The sequence below is a fragment of the Mucilaginibacter sp. 5C4 genome (assembly GCF_034345625.1).
Classification (GTDB): Bacteria; Bacteroidota; Bacteroidia; order Sphingobacteriales; family Sphingobacteriaceae; genus Mucilaginibacter; species Mucilaginibacter aurantiaciroseus.
The window spans coordinates 905525-923103 of the sequence record NZ_CP133775.1 but is presented as its reverse complement, the minus strand read 5'-3'; the positions used below and the strand labels follow the sequence as shown (position 1 = coordinate 923103).

The following is a 17579-nucleotide window of genomic DNA, read 5'->3' as shown; positions in this document are numbered from 1 at the left end:
CGCATCATTAATTCTTAATTTTTAATAATTGTGATGTACCTGTCGCGGTATTCCAGCCGTCAATATCAATTGCAAGGTTTTTTAGGCCGGTTGCAGGGTATTCTATGATCACCTTTTTTTGTTCGCCCGGCAATACAGAAATGTAATTGTTATCATAAAAAGCGGGTAAAACCCTTTCTTTTGTACCCGCATCAACTAACGAAACCCGGTTAAAAAATGATATTACGCTGTTTGGTTTATTTGTTAAAGTAACTTCTATTTTTCCGGGTTTAATATACCTCGCTTCAGAAACTAAAGCATCATCATTCATTTTTTCTAAACCAGGGTACTTGCCTTTGCTATCGGCAACCCAATATAAATTATCAGACAGTACTTTTTTATCGGTATTTAATAGCTGCAGGGACAGGAATGCGCCATCTTTGGCGGCCATTTCATCTATTACACTTTTAACAGAGAGTACGCGCTTTGTTGATGTGGCTACAATATCGCAAAAAACCTGGGTGATCAATTTTTCTTTACCGGCCATGTCATAGGCTTTTACTACCAGCATCATACTGCGGCTTGGCTTAAAGGTATTGTTAGCAAGCGATATCATACCGTCTATAGGGTTATACATTACATGCAACGGCTCGCTGCCATTGTGCAGGCCATACAAACAGGCATTAGGGTCAAGGTAATAATCGTACATCTGGCCGCGCATGGCAGTCCAGGGGTTTTGTGTTTTCCAAATGATGAAACCGGTATACCAATCCCACATGTGCGATGTAAAGCCCTCGGCCATGCCGCGGTACTGGTCATAGTTTACCAGCTGTGCTTTCTTCGCAAAATCTGCTGCGCTTTTAATTTTTCCATATTTGGCAACGCTGGTATCATATCCTATGTATTTATGATAATCCCAAACGCTGTCGGTTTTGTTTTTACGTGTAGCTTCATCAAACTGGGGTGCTATCATGTTTTTTGTTGGGATGAACCTTTTTAACGATTCATAATCGCCAACACCAATAGAACCCACTTCAGAATTGAACGGATAGGTTTTAAACTCCCAGAACACCGATTGCGGCTGGATGCCATAGGGGCCATCGCCGTTGCCACCCAAAGTATTACGCGACATTTCTTCGGAGTTGGAGTAATCTACAAACCATCGGGTGTTATCAAGCCTTGGTAAAATATCTTCCTTTAGGGCGATCAGGATGTCCTCCGGCGGGGTGATCTCGTTTCCGCCGCACCAAATGGCCAAAGAAGCATGGTTACGCACCATTTTGATCTGGTCTTCGGCCGAGCGCAGGAACAAACCATGATCATCCGGATATTTGCGTCGTGTCCATTGGTCGTCCAACTTCATGGGGTCTACCCAGCGCCCGTTACAATCGCCCGATCCCCAAAGGTCCTGGAAAACCAGCATGCCGTACCTGTCGCAGGCGTCGTAAAATTCGGGGCGTTCTACAATAGAGCCCCCCCAGATACGGATGAGATTCAGGTTCATATCGCGGTGAAAACGCACTTCGGCATCATACCGAAGATCAGAGAACCTCAGCATCGCGTCAGATAAGATCCAGTTACCACCTTTAATAAATATTTTTTGGCCATTTACCGCTATTTGCCTGCTACCGGTATGTTCGTTCCATTCGCTCTGTATCTCGCGGACACCTACTTTAAGTGTTTGCTGGTCTGATACCGCTTTGCCATTGGTTACAAACTTTACTTTGGCTGTGTACAAATTTTGCGGGCCATAGCCATTTGGCCACCAAAGCTTAGGGTTTTGCAAAACGTGATCTGCAAGTTTTATAGTGGCTGTTGCATTAGGTTTAAGGCTTACACTTTTTGAAACCACAGTTCCGGCTATCTCATAGCTCAAAATTCCGGTAACGGTTGCCGCCGTTGGGTTATTCACTTCAGCTTCCATTTTAATTATTGCTGGTTTTTGCTCGCCTTCGGGCAGCCTTTTACCCGGCACCAGGGTAATTACATGGGTATCGGTTATGCGTACGGCCCCTGTTTTTTGAAGGGTAACTTTATCCCAAATACCTGTATTACGGTCGCGAACAGGTTGGATCCAGTCCCAGCCGGCAGTGTATTGCAAACCCACGTTGCGGGCAATAGTACCATCGCCACCCTGGCCGCCGTTGGCATTGCCCAAAACATCCGGCGGGTATACTATCACAGCCAATTTATTATTGCCTGTTTTGCTTAAATAAGGGGTAATATTATAGGAGAACCTCAGGAACATGCCCTTTTGTAAAGCCTTATTCAGTTTTTGCCCGTTCATAAAAACGTCAAAACTGTAATTTACCCCTCTAAAATTAAGGTAAACCTGCCCGCCGTTTGTCGCAGGGTTTTCTTTAAATTCCTTTACAAACCAATAAGTATAGTGTGCCGCACCTGTTTTAAATATATCAGGTATCTTCTCATTATTCATCCCGTAAAATGGATCGGGTACTTTTTTATTATCTAAAAGAGTGGTTAAAACTGTGCCTGGTACCGTGGCCGGCATCCAATTGCTGCTATTATATGTGGCAGCAGAAAGCTGGGTGCCGCTTTCCTTTATGCTGCCTATTGGCGCGCATTTCCAGCCTGTATTTAGTTCGTAACTGCTTTGGGCTTGTGCTTTGGTGTAAAGGCAACTAAAAGCAGTAATGATAGCAAGGGCAAACAGTGTTTTAATTTTTGATGATCGGCAGGGTAATATCGGGAGCATGATATCTAATTATGGGATGAATATTAATACTTAATTTTAAAAACAGCGGCTTGCGTTAGGCCATTATTATTTTGCAGGGCTACAGGCACCGTAATATTAATGGCGCCGTTAACGCCCCTCCATTTTACTTTTTTGCTGTGCCTAACAGGGTAACGTTTTTTACATTATTGATATCTTTCAAGTGCAGGGTTACACTACCGGGCAAAACAACATCGTCTTTGGGGGACGTTACAAAGGCGTATATGGTATTACTAACGGTTGATTTTGTGTAGTAAATATTTTCTTCGGAATAGGGCGCTATCGATGTAGAGTTGTAAATACCCTCGTCGTTTACCTTTATCCAACTGCCTATTTGCTGCAGGCGGCTGTAAGTTCCCCAGTGCATAAACAACCCAAATTTTAATTACTGCCCCTTTTGAAGGTTAGCTTGCACCAAAACATCCGTTGGAGCTACATAATTTGCAGACATATTGTGTTCCTGCGCATAACCTGCGGCTACAAACATCAAATTTAAAAGCAATAGGGAGAGTTTTTTTCATGTATTTACTAAATTACAAACGCGATTTTGGCTAAAACGTATCAATATACCTGATTACGGCTGTTATTTATATAGGCAGGAAGCAATATTCGTTACTAAATCTTCAGGGAAACAATTTTAAGACTTTTTAACAATAACTATTTAAAAAAATTTAAAATCTTTATTATTTGTACCTTTTTTTTTAAAATCTAATAGTTTTCTTTACTTCTATTAACATAATTGTTAAATTACGTTTAAATTGTATAGCAAACAATTCAATCTTGTTAAAATAAATTTGACGGTTTTGAATTAAAGATTTAATAATTTAATGTTGCCGACATATTAAATAAATAGAATTATCACTTAATTAAACTATACCAAAAAGTCACTTATTATTAAACCTTTAATTGATTAGAAACGCCTATGAATTAAAAGAATTTTACACTCTATTAAGACTGAGATCAACACCAAATTTCTCGTCAACAACATTATAACTAATACCAGGTTCAAAAACTGAATTTGGTTATTAATTAACGCATTCTTAATTAACTCACTTAATTAACAACAGTATGGAAGATTTTAAACATCCTATGGGTGTGAGAGACAGATACAGATTGTCAAAATCTGGATTAACAATAAAATTGTCTCTTGTATTATCATTAGCGGTAGGCATACAATCAGTAGCCGTTGCATATCCGCATAATAATGTAACGATCAATAAAAATAAATTAGCTAACAACGCGGTAATAACCGGTAAAGTTGTAGACGAGACCGGTGTAGGTTTACCCGGCGTTAGCATAAAAGTTAAAGGTACAGCAAACGGTGCTGTAACCAATCCTAACGGTTCATTCTCTATCAACGCACCAGATAACGCGGTTTTGGTATTTTCATTTATCGGTTACGAAACTCAGGAAGTTTCTGTAGCAGGCAAAACCAGTATTAACGTTAGGTTAGCACCTTCATCTAAAGGCCTTAATGAAGTAGTTGTAACAGCATTAGGTATCACCAAAGAACAGAAGAAACTTGGCTACTCCGTTACAACCGTTAATGGCGAACAGCTTAATAAAGCAAAAGAAACCAACGTTGTCTTATCATTACAAGGCCGCGTTGCCGGTTTAAGTGTTGGTGCATCTAATGGTGGCCCGGGTTCATCTGCAAGGGTGTTACTACGTGGTTTAACCAGCTTTACCGCAGGTAGCCCGCTTTATGTTATCAATGGCGTACCTATGGATAATACAGCGCGTGGCGCATCAGGCGAATGGGGTGGTGCAGATTATGGTGACGGTATCTCCAACATTAACCCGGATGATATCGAATCGATGACGGTACTTAAAGGCCAGACAGCTTCTGCACTTTATGGCTCGCGTGCTTCAAACGGTGTAATTTTGATCACTACCAAAACAGGTAAAAAGAATTCTCCGTTTGGTGTTGAATTTAACACGAACATTCAATTTGATAAAGCGGTGGACAATACCGACTTCCAGCAAGTTTATGGCCAGGGTATGTTAAACGCCGCAGGTGTAGCTGCAAAACCTACTTCGCTTAACGAGGCACGTAACTCTGGCAGTTTAGCCTGGGGTACAAAAATGGATGGCAGTATGGTGCCACAAATAGATGGTAAGGACCACGCATATTCGCCCGTGAGTAATTACATCAATTTTTACCGTACAGCCCCAAGCTTTACTAATACCGCATCATTTACAGGTGGTAATGAAACCGGCGCTTTCCGCTTGTCAATATCTGATCTGCGTGCAAACTCAATGGTACCAAACAGCTACCTTGACAGGAAAACGTTTAACTTTAATGGCAGCCAGCAGGTTACCAAAAAGTTAAACGTTAACGTAGTAGCCAATTATGTGCTTGAAAACGCTAAAAACAGATCTGGCTTAAGTGATGGCCCGGGCAACCCTAACAACGTACAATTTTTAGCACCTAACCAGGACCAGGCTACTTTGGCACCAGGTACAACTACGGGCGGTAAGGAGTTAACATTTACAGATGATAGCTATGTGACCAACCCATATTTTGCGGCTAATTTTTTCCAGAAAAATGTAAAAAGAAATCGTTTTATATCTTCATTATCGGCAAAATACGATTTGACCAACTGGATCTATCTACAAGGCCGTTTAGGGTATGATGTAAGCAACGATGCAAGAGTTGATATTGAGCCAACGGGTACCGGTTACCGAGGCGATAATGGATCTTTGAATCAAACCAACAGCCAAACAACAGAATTTAATGCCGATGTTTTGTTGAATGCTAAACATTCTCTTATCAAAGATTTTTTAGGTTTAGATTTGTCTCTTGGAGGCAATATTCGTAAATCTGACTTAACCGGTACGTTTATTAACGGGCAAAACGGTTTTATTATCCCTTACTTTTATAGTTTAAAAAACTTTAAAACACGTGATTCTGGCCCAATTGACTTAAATGCAATACAAGTTAACTCTGCTTACTATTCTGCTGATTTTTCTGTAAAAGATTTCCTGGTATTGAGTACTACAGGCCGTTATGATTACTACAGCTCTATACGTAAATCTGTAGGGCCGGGTATTTTTTCACCATCTATTGCAGGTAGCTTCATTTTCTCTGAGCTATACAAAGTGAATGGCATGGACCTTGGTAAAGTAAGGTTGTCTTATGCACAGACAAGTAATGATGCCCCGGCATTTGCAAATACTGTTTATTACGATCTGAATAATTCGATCAACGGCTTACCTGCCGCAGGTTTCAGCAGCCAGTTACCTAACTTATTCTTAAAACCATACAGATTAAAAGAACTTGAGGCAGGTTTGGAGATGAAATTCTGGGGCGACAGGTTCGGTTTTGATGTTACTTATTTCTCTCGGAAAACTAAAGATGAGATCATTAATGGTAACTTAGACTGGTCTACTGGCTACACTGGCCGTAACATTGGTACAGGTTCTACTCAAAACCGAGGTATCGAGGTTGAAATTCATGGTACTCCGGTTAGAAAATCAGGTTTCAGCTGGACTCCATCTTTCAACTTTACCTATGTTAAAAACAAGATTTTGCAAACTGATGGCGTTACAAATGACAACATCAATTTTGGAAGGTTCCGCCCGTCAGCAGGTAACGGTTTAGCTATCACCGCACTTGTAGTAGGTTTACCAGGCCCTCAAATTTTAGCTGCTGATTACAAGCGTGATGCTTCTGGCAATATCGTTTTTGATGCAGCCGGACTTCCTCAAACAGGTGATCTTAAAGCAATGGGTTCAACAATCCCTAAAATTTATGGTGGTTTTAACAACACATTCAATTACAAACAATTTAATTTAGGCTTCCTTATTGATTATCGCTTTGGTAACAAAGTGCTTTCAGCAACTGAATATACAAGCATCTTAGGAGGTTTAAATAAACTTACACTTGAAGGCCGCGAAACCGGTGTAGTTGGCGTTGGTGTTACACCAACAGGAGCAGTTAATACAGTAAATGTACCGGCACAAACCTACTACCAGGCATTAGCACGTAATGTTTATACCGTAGATGTGTTAGATGGCAGTTTTATTAAATTACGCCAGGTAACTTTAGGCTATACGTTTAACGCAGCATTCTTAAGAAGCACGCCATTTAGCAGTATTGGCGTATCAGCAGTTGGCCGTAACCTTTGGACGATCATGAAACACACTAAAAACATCGATCCGGAGTCGGGCTTCTCTGCTGATCCAAGATACGCAGGTATCGAAGGTAACAGTTTGCCTTTCGCCAGGACTTATGGTTTAAACGTAAACTTTAAATTCAAAAACTAAACAGATGAAAAAACGATATATTTTTAGCTTCCTGGTAGCAGGTGCTACGTTAATGGCAAGCTGTACAAAAAACTTTGAAGAGATAAATACAAATCCCGACAAAACAACAGCGGATTTAATTGATCCAAACTATTTCTTGTCTCAGTCACAAATAACATTCTCGCAAACCGGATATGATCAGTTGCTGTTCCAAAGTGAGTGGATGCAATCATTAGCATCAACCTTTAGCTATTATTACAATGGCGACAAGTATGTATTTGGCGGCTCTGGTTCAGGTTACTTCAATTATACATGGAACAGGGCATACAGCGGCCTTACGCTTGTTATTGAGATGCAAAACATCATCAAAGACAAGCCGGAATACAGCAACCTTAATGCATGCGCTACCATTTTACGTGTAATGGAGTTTCAGCGTCTTACAGATCTGTATGGTGATATTCCTTATACAGAAGCAGGACAAGCTAAGGCTGGTATTTTCACACCAAAATATGATAGCCAGCAAGCCATTTACGCAGATATGCTGAAACAATTAGAAACTGCTACAGCTGCCCTGGATGCCTCGAAAACTGCACCAACAGCTGACTTGTTTTACCAAGGTGATGTTAACAAATGGAAACGCCTTGGCTATTCATTAATGTTAAGAGTTGGTATGCGTTTAACAAAGGTTGATCCTGCTACCGCTAAAACTTATGCCGAAAAAGCATTTGCGGGAGGTACCATGAGCAGTATTGGCGATGATACTAAAGTAATGGCAGATGCCAACAATGCATCAAGCAGCAACTCTGACGTGATGCGCACACCTGATGATTTTAGAGAAGTAAGATGGGGTAAAACCCTGATAGATTTCATGAAATCTAAAAACGACCCTCGTATATCTGCAATTGCAGAAGTAGCGATAGGTAATGGACTTGCAGCTAATCAAACGCAAGCAGCAGGTGATAACACGGCAAGCTTGCAGATGGGTATGCCAAATGGTTATACTATAAGCAGCATCGCTAATGCTCCCGGATATCCTGGTGCTACCCCGGCAACTGGTGCCAGTGACGCGCCTGCGCCACTGGGTAAATATTCTCGCCCCCGCTTTCAGGTTTATGCAGATAGAGGAAGTGCAAATTACATTTACACCTATGGAGAATCTGAATTATTGTTGGCAGAAGCAGCCTCGAGAGGTTGGAATACCGGAGTTGCGGCCACGCATTATGCAAATGCAATAATTGCAGATATGAATACTTTGGCTGGTTACAACGCAACACCTATTGCTGTTATTAGCGATGCAAGTATAGCAGCTTACCTAGCCGCCAATCCATTAGTTGCAGCCACAGCTTTGCAGCAAATTAATATGGAGTACTGGGTTACAACATCAGCTACGTTTAACTACAACGAAACGTTTGCAAACTGGAGAAGGTCTGGTTTCCCTGTATTAACCCCGGTAACTTTCCCTGGTCAATATATCAGTGGCCAAGTTCCGCGCAGGATGCCTTACCCTACCAGCCAGGTACAACAAAATGGCGCTAATTACGCCGCTGCTGTACAGCGACAAGGTGCAGATAACTTTGCTACCCGTGTATACTGGGATAAGCAATAATAATATCTAACTCAATAAAAAAGGAGACGTACGTCTCCTTTTTTATTGTTGTTTAATTCCACTTGTTTATATTTATACTCCTCTTGATTATTTATCGTAAGTATCAAAAAACTTATGCAACTATTTGATATATATTTTCTAAAAACAGCTGTTAAAGTTGCTGTTATATGTATTGCCGTAGCATTTTTTGCACCGGCCCTGTCTATCGCACAACAACCACTTTTTAAATTGCTGCCGGGTGCGCAAACCGGTATTAAATTCAGCAATGATATTGTTGAAAAAGAATCGCTCAACGTACTGTCATACGAGTATTTTTACAATGGCGGCGGTGTTGCCACAGGCGATATCAATAACGATGGCCTGCCCGATCTGATGTTCACAGCGAATATGAAACCTAACAAACTTTACCTAAACCTTGGCGGGTTAAAGTTTAAAGACATTACAAAAGAAGCATCCCCTTATCTTGAAGGCCGGCCAAACGGATGGAAAACCGGCGTTACCATGGCAGATGTTAACGGCGATGGCCTGCTTGATATTTATATATGCTACTCGGGCAAAACTGATAATGAAACCCGAAGCAACCAATTATTTATTAACCAAGGCAATAACAAATTTACCGAAGAAGCTAAAGCTTACGGCCTTGCAGACCCTGGCTACAGTACCCAGGCTGCCTTTTTTGATTATGATAATGATGGCGATCTGGATATGTTCCTGCTTAATCATAACATTAAAAAGATTGACAATATGGAACTGGCCCGTTATAAAAACGAAACAGACCAGCTTGCAAGTAATAAATTATACCGTAATGATAACGGGCACTTTACTGATGTATCAAAGGAAGCCGGTATCATTCAAAACCCGTTAACTTTTGGGCTGGGTATTGCCATTGCAGATATCAACAAAGACGGATGGCCCGACATTTACGTTACAAACGATTACAACGAACCCGATTATATATACATCAATACCCACGACGGTAAATTTGCCGAACATTCTAAAGATATGTTAAGGCACATGTCGCACTTTTCGATGGGTATAGATATTGCCGATTTTAATAATGACGGGTTACCGGATATTATCACGCTGGATATGATGCCCGAGGATAACCATCGTCAAAAATCATTACAGTTACAGGAGAATTATGAGTTGTTTGCTTTAATGCAAAACCAGGGGCTTTATAACCAATATATGCGCAATATGCTGCAACTGAACAATGGCGATGGCACCTTTAGCGAAATAGCCCAGTTGGCCGGCTTATCCAATACCGACTGGAGCTGGTGCCCGCTTATTGCCGACCTGGATAATGACGGATATAAAGATATTTTTATAACCAATGGCTACTTGCGAGACTATACCAATAAAGATTTTTTACGCTACTGGGGCGATTACAAAATTAAAAAAGCCATGGCCGGCGAACCATTCCTGCTTATGGACCTGGTAATGGCCATGCCCTCAACATCACTGCCTAATTATGTTTTTAAGAATAACCACAACCTTACCTTCACTAAAAAACAGGTGGAGTGGGGTTTAAATGATCCGGGCATTTCAAGCAGTGCCGTTTATGTCGACCTCGATAACGACGGCGACCTCGACCTTGTTGTAAATAATATTAACCAACCCGCATTTGTATACCAAAATACCGGCAGGGATAATAATAACAATAAGGCATCATACCTTGCTGTTAAGCTAAACGGAACGGGCAAAAACACCAATGCCATCGGCGCTAAAGTTTACGTTTATAGCGCAGGGAATATGCAATATCAAGAGGTAAACCCTAACCGTGGTTACCTCTCGTGCGTATCAAGCACACTAAACTTTGGTTTGGGTAACACTACAGAAGTTGACTCGATACGCATTATTTGGCCGGATCAGTCGGGCCAGTTACTTACAAAAGTTAAGGCCAACCAACTGTTAAGTGTTAAATATAACCCTTCAAAAAAACTATATATCACAGCTGTAAAAGCTGCCGCCTCAATTTTTAAACCGGCACCTGCTATTATCAATTTTAAACCGGAGGAGATAACCATTAACGATTTTAAGCGCCAGTTGCTGATGCTATTCATGTACTCGCGCACGGCGCCGGTTGTTACTAAAGCCGATGTTAATGGCGATGGCTTGGAAGACCTTTTCATTAGCGGTGATAAAGACAGTGCGGGCAAAATTTACCTGCAACAAAAAGGCGGCACTTACCAGGTTATTGATATTATACGTGGCAAAACAGAAGATATAGGCACAACTGCCGCAGCCGAATTTTTTGATGCCAATGGCGACGGCAAGCCCGACTTATACATTGCCAAAGGCGGCTACTCCAACTACGAGCCCAACACCGCCGCATTACAGGACGAATTATATCTTAACGAAGGTAACGGCCGCTTCGTGCTATCGCCAACTGCCTTACCCGTATTAAATGCCAATAGCAAAGCTTGTGTTAAACCCTATGATTTTGATGGCGATGGCGATATCGACCTGTTTATAGGAGGCCGTGTTATCCCGGGCAAATACCCCGTAGCGCCCGAAAGTTATTTATTGGTGAACGATGGTAAAGGTAAATTCACCATTGCTAACATACCATTTGCCAAAGCGGGTATGGTAACAGATGCCCAATGGGTAGACCTGAACAATGACGCCCGTAAAGACCTGGTGCTTTGCGGCGAATTTATGCCAATAACAATACTCATCAATACCAAAGAAGGATTTAAAGATAAAACACAGGATTACTTTGCTGCCCCATTAAAAGGTTTTTGGTTTAAAATAGCTTTTGCCGATGTTAACGGCGATGGCAAACCAGATCTGATTGCCGGTAACATTGGCCAAAACAGCCAAATACATGCGTCTGAAAAAGAGCCTGCCGACTTATATTATGCCGATTTTGATAATAACGGCTCAATTGATCCTTTTTTTAACTTTTATCTGGACGGCAAAAGTTACCCGTTTGTAAGCCGCGATGAGCTAAATGAACAGATCTATCCTATGCGCCGCCGGTTTAGTTCTTACAAAGCTTATGCTGATGCCACAATAAACGAAATTTTTACCCCAAAGGAATTGGCTACAGCAACCAAACTGAGCATTAGCACAACACAAACAACCCTGTTTATTAACCAGAACGGCAAATTTGTAGCCGCCGCCCTGCCCATACAAGCCCAGTTTGCCCCGGTTAGCCAGATCCTGACAAACGATTTTGACCACGACGGCAAAACAGATCTATTGCTGTTAGGCAACCATGCAGATAACCGCCTTAAAATTGGCAGCATGGATGCTAACTACGGGTGCCTTTTAAAAGGTGATGGCAAGGGGGGGTTCACCTATGTAGAGCAGTCAGTATCCGGTTTATCAATAACCGGCGATGTTAAAGCCGCTTTAGAGATACAAATAAATAAAGCCCCTTATTTACTGATAGGCACAAGCGAAGGACCTTTAAAATTTTATAAAGAATGAGGTTTTTAAAACTATCTCTTACTATACTTTTTTTACTTGCATGCCAATGTAGCCGGGCACAAAACAAACAAAAAGCCACCTACCCCGATTACCTGCAGCCGAACCATGCTGTTAATACCGTAACTATGGTAATGGTACATGATGTGGTAAGCCCGCCTGTAGCTGCGCGTTATTATACTTATTGCACACTTGGCGCTTACGATATTGTAACGGCCAATAACAAAAAGATACCGGCATTAAACATATTTATAAAAGCCTACCCCGGCAACAGTTCATTGGCAGCTACCACCTTAAAGTACGATTATAAGATAGCTGCATATTACAGCATTTTAGAAACCGCCAAGTTACTGTTGCCATCTGGTTTTATGCTTAAAGATGATGAAGATGCTTTTGTAGAGCTACTGCACAAAACAAAGGTCTCACAGGATATCATCGCCAATTCGGTAAAGGTTGCTGAAGCTGCGTCTGCAGCCATTGTAACATTTTCTAAGACAGACCATTACAGCCAATTAAGTGCACTTCAACGTTACACACCTATTAAGGATGAAAGTAAGTGGTACCCCACCCCACCCATGTACATGGAAGCGGTGGAACCCAACTGGAAAACCATCCGCACATTGGTGATAGATTCGGCTACGCAATACAAACCAAATGCCTTGATACCATTCAGTAAAGACACTACGTCTGAATTTTATGGCCAGGTTAAAGCTGTTTATGATGCCTCAAAACATTTAAACCCCGAGCAGATAAACCAGGCACTTTTTTGGGATTGCAACCCGTTTGCGGTAACAACATCGGGCCACATGGCTATTGGTTATAAAAAGATCAGTCCGGGTGGCCATTGGATGCACGTTGCCTGCCTGGTAGCACAAAAAGCAAACCTTGGTTTTGATGAATCGGTAATGGTGATAACTTTAAATGGCATCACCATTATGGATGCCTTTATTAGCTGCTGGGAAGAGAAATTCACCAGTAACCGCATCCGCCCCGAAACTTTTATAAACCGTTACATGGATGTAAAATGGCAGCCAATATTGCAAACCCCGCCATTTCCGGAGTATACCAGCGGGCATGCTGTTATCTCCAATGCATCAGCAGAATTATTAACCTACCTGCTGGGCGATAACTTTGCCTACACAGATAATACCGAAATACCTTTTGGCAGCGGCCAGCGAGATTTTAAATCATTTAGGCAAGCTGCTGCAGAAGCATCTATGTCGCGCTTTTACGGTGGCATTCATTACATGCAGAGCATTCAAAACGGCAACGACCAGGGCAAAAGGGTGGCGGCCGCCATTATAGACAAAATAAAAAAAGCGGGCATCAGCCCATTGTATAAAAACTAATTTACAGCTACATAATGAGTTATTTCTTCTATAAAAAAACATCCTTTTTAATACTACTTAGCTTTTTGTTGTGTATTACCGCAATGGCTCAGCAGAACTATAAAAATGAGTCGTTACCGATAGACGCGCGTGTTAAAGACCTGCTATCTCAACTAACGCTAATAGAAAAAGTATCCCTTTTAGGCTACCGTAGCCAGGCAGTGCCAAGGCTAAACATCCCCGCCTATAACTGGTGGAACGAAGGATTACATGGCGTAGCCCGTGCCGGCGACGCAACCGTTTTCCCGCAGGCAATTGCTTTAGCTGCTACATTTAACCAGGAGCTGGTGCAATCGGTATCAAATGTAATATCTACCGAGGCAAGGGCAAAGTACAACCTTTCGACAGCTAAAGGCCGCCACCTGCAATATATGGGCCTTACTTATTGGACGCCCAATATCAACATCTTTCGTGACCCGAGATGGGGCCGCGGGCAGGAAACCTACGGCGAAGACCCATACTTAACTTCGCAGATCGGCACCTCCTTCGTAAGGGGCTTACAGGGTACAGATCCGTTGCATTTAAAAACAGCATCAGCAGCCAAGCATTTTGTGGCCCACAGCGGCCCCGAGGCCACACGTGATTATTTTAACGCTATTGTAGATGAAAAAGACCTGCGCGAAACATACATGTACGCCTTCCATAAATTGGTTGATGGCGGTGTTGAATCCATTATGACGGCGTATAACCGCGTTAATGGTATACCCAACTCGGTTAACAAACACCTGATACAGGATGTACTAAGAAAAGAGTGGGGCTTTAAAGGCCACGTAGTAACAGATTGCGGCGCTTTAGATGATGTGTTTTTAACCCACAAAACTATTCCAAATGCTACTGAAACGGCGGCAGCGGCTATCAAAGCCGGTATTGACCTGGATTGTTCATCTGTTTTACAGGGCGATGTGCTTAAAGCCATACAACAAAAACTATTAACCGAAAAAGAAGTAGATATAGCCCTGGGCCGGTTGTTAAAAACACAGTTTAAATTAGGCTTTTTTGATGATGCCACTAAAGGCCCTTTTTATAGCTACCGTGCGGATAGCATTCATACTACACAGCATATTGAGTTGGCCCGTAAAGCCGCGCAACAAAGCATGGTGCTGTTAAAAAACAACAATAACCTGTTGCCATTAAAGGAGGCGAATTATCCGGCTATTATGGTACTTGGGCCAAATGCAGCTTCTTTAGATGCAATGTTAGGTAGCTACCACGGTGTAAGCAGTAGAGTAGTAAACTTTGTTGAAGGTATAACCGGCGCTGTAGACCCTGCAACAAGGGTTGAGTACGATTTGGGTTGCGATTATCGCGACACCACCCATTTTGGTGGAATTTGGGGTGCAGGTAATGCCGACCTTACCATTGCCGTTTTAGGTTTATCGCCGGTACTGGAAGGCGAAGCAGGTGATGCATTCCTGGCCGAGAATGGTGGCGATAAAAAGAATTTAAGCCTCCCTGCAAGCGAAATCGCATTTATGAAAGCCTTACGTAAGGGCGTTAAAAAACCCATTGTTGCCGTAATTACAGCGGGCAGTGATGTGGATGTATCTGCCATTGCAGAATATGCCGACGCTATTATATTTGCCTGGTACCCGGGCGAGCAGGGCGGTAATGCATTAGCAGATATCGTTTTCGGAAAAGTAAACCCATCGGGCCGCCTGCCACTTACGTTTTATAACTCCATTAACGACCTTCCTCCGTACCAAAGCTACAGCATGAAAAACCGCACCTACCGCTATTTTAAAGGCCAGGTGCAGTACCCATTTGGCTTTGGCTTGAGTTATACCACCTTTAAATATGATGCCGTTGCAGTGCCTAAAAGCCGGTATGTTGCTAAAGATACCATAACGGTTACGGTTGCTATAAAAAACACCGGCAATGCAGATGGCGACGAAGTGGTACAGGCGTACATCAAATACCCAACTATCGATCGTATGCCGCTTAAAGAATTAAAATCATTTAAACGTGTATCTATAACAAAGGGAGCATCCGAAACCATAACATTGAAAGTGCCTGTTAGCGAATTGTTAAAATGGGATTTAACAAACCACAAATGGAAACTTTATCCCGGCTCATACCAATTGGCATTGGGTAGCTCGTCCGCTGACGAGAAAATAAATGCCAATTTTCAGATCAATTAAAGTACAGTGGCACAACCCCTGCTGCATTCGCGCGGCAAGTAAAAAAAGAAAAACCTGTTATAAGCTACAGCTTTGTCGCGTTTATACAATCCTGACAAATCAGCATTATCGATTTTTGTGGCTAATCAATAAATATATTATTTACTAAATCAATTTAGCAAAAATTGGATAGCATCAGATATTTTATATATTATCACAAAAAAAGCGCCCTGAAAACTTAATTCAGAGCGCCTTTTTTCACCAAAAAACGACTTTTAAACGTCCTGTTTTAGCCTTTAATAAATGCCAGCAGATCTTTGTTGATCGTTGCGGCTTCCGTGGTCTGCATGCCGTGCGGAAAACCGGGATAAGTGATCAGTTTACCATCTTTTACAAACTTCGCGGCTTTTACACCGGTAAGCTGGTAGGGTACTATCTGGTCGTCCTCGCCATGCAAAACAAGTACGGGTACATCAACACTTTTCAGGTCTTCGGTAAAATCAGTTTCCGAGAACGCCTTGATACAATCGTAATGGGCCTTGATGCCGCCCATCATCCCCTGGCGCCACCAATTGTCGCGCACGCCTTGCAATACCCCGGCGTCCTCGCGGTTCTAATAAATTTTGGTACCGCCTTTAACTTTGATCGTGCTCATTTTGATTTTTTTAAAGGTGATTGATGTAGATTAATACTGCCCTGTATAATTATAAGCGGGGTTTCGAATTTCCCCAATGATTGCCTTATCGTATATCGAACACCTAAATATACCATACAAAGCGTTAAGAGCGATGACCTTTCTTATTCTTATCTTTGCAGCTACAATACGATACTTATGAAACACGAAGAAGTGGTTGCCGCGCTAAAAGTTATTGCCGAAAAAGGCCTCGCCATCAACATAACCAAACCAGATCTGCAGGAACTAAAAAAATTCAACCTGATAGATATTGGCAAGGGCGAAGAAGCCAAACGTTCACCGGCCTGTACTTTAACCAAAAAAGGCCGCGTGATGCTGAAGGCAAACCTACCGAAGCCGGAGAAAACCGACGATGCGGAATCTGAGGACGACGAAATAACCGAATAACCATCCCCACCCCCTTGCGCTACTTTTTCCATATTGGCTACCATGGCACCAACTACAGCGGCTGGCAGATCCACCCCGATGGGATAGGCGTACAGCAGGTTTTAGAAAAAAGCCTGAGCCAGGTATTTAAGAAGCCCTTACAGATCATAGGCTGTGGCCGTACCGATGCGCAGGTGCATGCCAGCCAGTTCTTTTTCCATTTGGATGTTGATGATGCCTGGGATTTTGACCTGGCGTTCAGGCTGAACAATTTATTGCCGGATGATATCGCTGTGTTTGACATTATCCCGGTGGAGGCACAACAACACGCCCGTTTTGATGCCGTACAGCGCGGGTACAATTACTTTATCCATACCTACAAAGATCCTTTCCTTAGTGGTTTCAGTTCGATGTACGCCATAAAAGACTGGGATGTGGGCAGTATGAACCGGGCGGCAAAACTGTTGCTACAATATACGGATTTTTTCGCGTTTTGCAAAATGCCCGGCCGCAACCAGCATACTATTTGCAACATCAGCGAGGCGGAGATCTTTACTGATAACACCGGCGACAGGCTCCGTTTCCACATTTCTGCCAACCGTTTCCTGGGTAAAATGGTTCGCATCATCACCGGTAAACTCATTGATATTGGCAGCGGTAAATTGAGTGTTGATGAGTTTGAGGCGCACCTGATAGATCCGCTGCTGCCGCAGGTAATTAAACCGGCCTATCCGCAGGGCCTATACCTAAGCAAGGTTACCTATCCTTATCTTGACATTCCATCGCGCAGCAATTTCACCCAAATGCTTGCGGGGGACACCATCTGGAAGACTGCTTAAACAGGGAAATCTCTTTTAAAATTGCAATATTATTTTGGCTAAAGCCATCTCCTTTATTGCTTTCATTCCGCCCCATAAATGGGCCGGCAATGAATTTCAATTTCATTTGAACCCGTATATTAAATTCATTGCCGTTTGGCTTCAGCCAACGGATCATAAAAACTGTAAAATTTTGG

9 protein-coding genes and 1 pseudogene are annotated in these 17579 nt (G+C 42.4%); 7 read left to right on the top strand and 3 right to left on the bottom strand.

Features of this window, described 5'->3' with window-relative positions:
* Positions 1-7: 7 nt before the first annotated feature.
* Positions 8-2695: a glycoside hydrolase family 2 protein gene (locus tag RHM67_RS04235; RefSeq protein WP_322230866.1), complete on the bottom strand. Its 2688-nt coding sequence runs from the start codon at positions 2693-2695 to the stop codon at positions 8-10.
* A gap of 124 nt (positions 2696-2819) precedes the next feature.
* The gene (locus RHM67_RS04230) at positions 2820-3080 is read right to left on the bottom strand and encodes a hypothetical protein (protein WP_322230865.1); all 261 of its coding nucleotides are present in this window, start codon (positions 3078-3080) and stop codon (positions 2820-2822) included.
* A gap of 773 nt (positions 3081-3853) precedes the next feature.
* Between RHM67_RS04230 and RHM67_RS04225 the strand changes: the two genes are divergently transcribed.
* The 5 genes from RHM67_RS04225 to RHM67_RS04205 all read left to right on the top strand — a co-directional run bounded on the left by RHM67_RS04225 (position 3854) and on the right by RHM67_RS04205 (position 15525).
* Complete coding sequence (locus RHM67_RS04225; RefSeq protein ID WP_322230863.1) at positions 3854-6982, top strand: SusC/RagA family TonB-linked outer membrane protein; 3129 nt, start codon at positions 3854-3856, stop codon at positions 6980-6982.
* A 4-nt stretch (positions 6983-6986) separates the two neighbouring features.
* Positions 6987-8567 carry a SusD/RagB family nutrient-binding outer membrane lipoprotein gene (locus RHM67_RS04220; protein WP_322230861.1) on the top strand — a complete coding sequence of 527 codons (1581 nt, stop codon included), beginning with the start codon at positions 6987-6989 and terminating at the stop codon, positions 8565-8567.
* A 114-nt stretch (positions 8568-8681) separates the two neighbouring features.
* On the top strand, positions 8682-12002 hold the full coding sequence (locus RHM67_RS04215) for a VCBS repeat-containing protein (protein ID WP_322230859.1): 3321 nt from the start codon (positions 8682-8684) through the stop codon (positions 12000-12002).
* Positions 11999-13348, top strand: a complete 1350-nt coding sequence (locus RHM67_RS04210) for a vanadium-dependent haloperoxidase (RefSeq protein WP_322230856.1) — start codon at positions 11999-12001, stop codon at positions 13346-13348. The genes RHM67_RS04215 and RHM67_RS04210 overlap by 4 nt, the downstream gene beginning before the upstream one ends.
* 14 nt (positions 13349-13362) lie before the next feature.
* Positions 13363-15525 (top strand): glycoside hydrolase family 3 N-terminal domain-containing protein, encoded by a 2163-nt coding sequence (locus tag RHM67_RS04205; RefSeq protein ID WP_322230854.1) that lies wholly within the window; start codon positions 13363-13365, stop codon positions 15523-15525.
* A 268-nt stretch (positions 15526-15793) separates the two neighbouring features.
* On the opposite strand, the pseudogene RHM67_RS04200 reads toward RHM67_RS04205, so the two are convergent.
* Positions 15794-16117 (bottom strand): annotated as a pseudogene (locus RHM67_RS04200) (alpha/beta fold hydrolase); the annotation flags it as partial.
* Between the two features lie 219 nt (positions 16118-16336).
* On the opposite strand from RHM67_RS04200, the gene RHM67_RS04195 reads away from it, so the two are divergent.
* A complete protein-coding gene (locus RHM67_RS04195; protein ID WP_322230849.1) occupies positions 16337-16585 on the top strand; it encodes a hypothetical protein in 249 nt (82 codons plus the stop codon).
* Between the two features lie 14 nt (positions 16586-16599).
* Entirely contained in the window at positions 16600-17403 is an 804-nt protein-coding gene (truA, locus tag RHM67_RS04190; RefSeq protein WP_322230845.1) for a tRNA pseudouridine(38-40) synthase TruA, read from the top strand.
* The last annotated feature ends 176 nt before the right edge of the window (positions 17404-17579 follow it).

Bases quoted from the DNA above. Each gene is read 5' to 3' on its own strand.
- RHM67_RS04235 (WP_322230866.1), bottom strand. From the start codon at position 2,695: ATGCTCCCGATATTACCCTGCCGATCATCAAAAATTAAAACACTGTTT.
- RHM67_RS04230 (WP_322230865.1), bottom strand. From the start codon at position 3,080: ATGCACTGGGGAACTTACAGCCGCCTGCAGCAAATAGGCAGTTGGATA.
- RHM67_RS04220 (WP_322230861.1), top strand. From the start codon at position 6,987: ATGAAAAAACGATATATTTTTAGCTTCCTGGTAGCAGGTGCTACGTTA.
- RHM67_RS04215 (WP_322230859.1), top strand. From the start codon at position 8,682: ATGCAACTATTTGATATATATTTTCTAAAAACAGCTGTTAAAGTTGCT.
- RHM67_RS04210 (WP_322230856.1), top strand. From the start codon at position 11,999: ATGAGGTTTTTAAAACTATCTCTTACTATACTTTTTTTACTTGCATGC.
- RHM67_RS04205 (WP_322230854.1), top strand. From the start codon at position 13,363: ATGAGTTATTTCTTCTATAAAAAAACATCCTTTTTAATACTACTTAGC.
- RHM67_RS04195 (WP_322230849.1), top strand. From the start codon at position 16,337: ATGAAACACGAAGAAGTGGTTGCCGCGCTAAAAGTTATTGCCGAAAAA.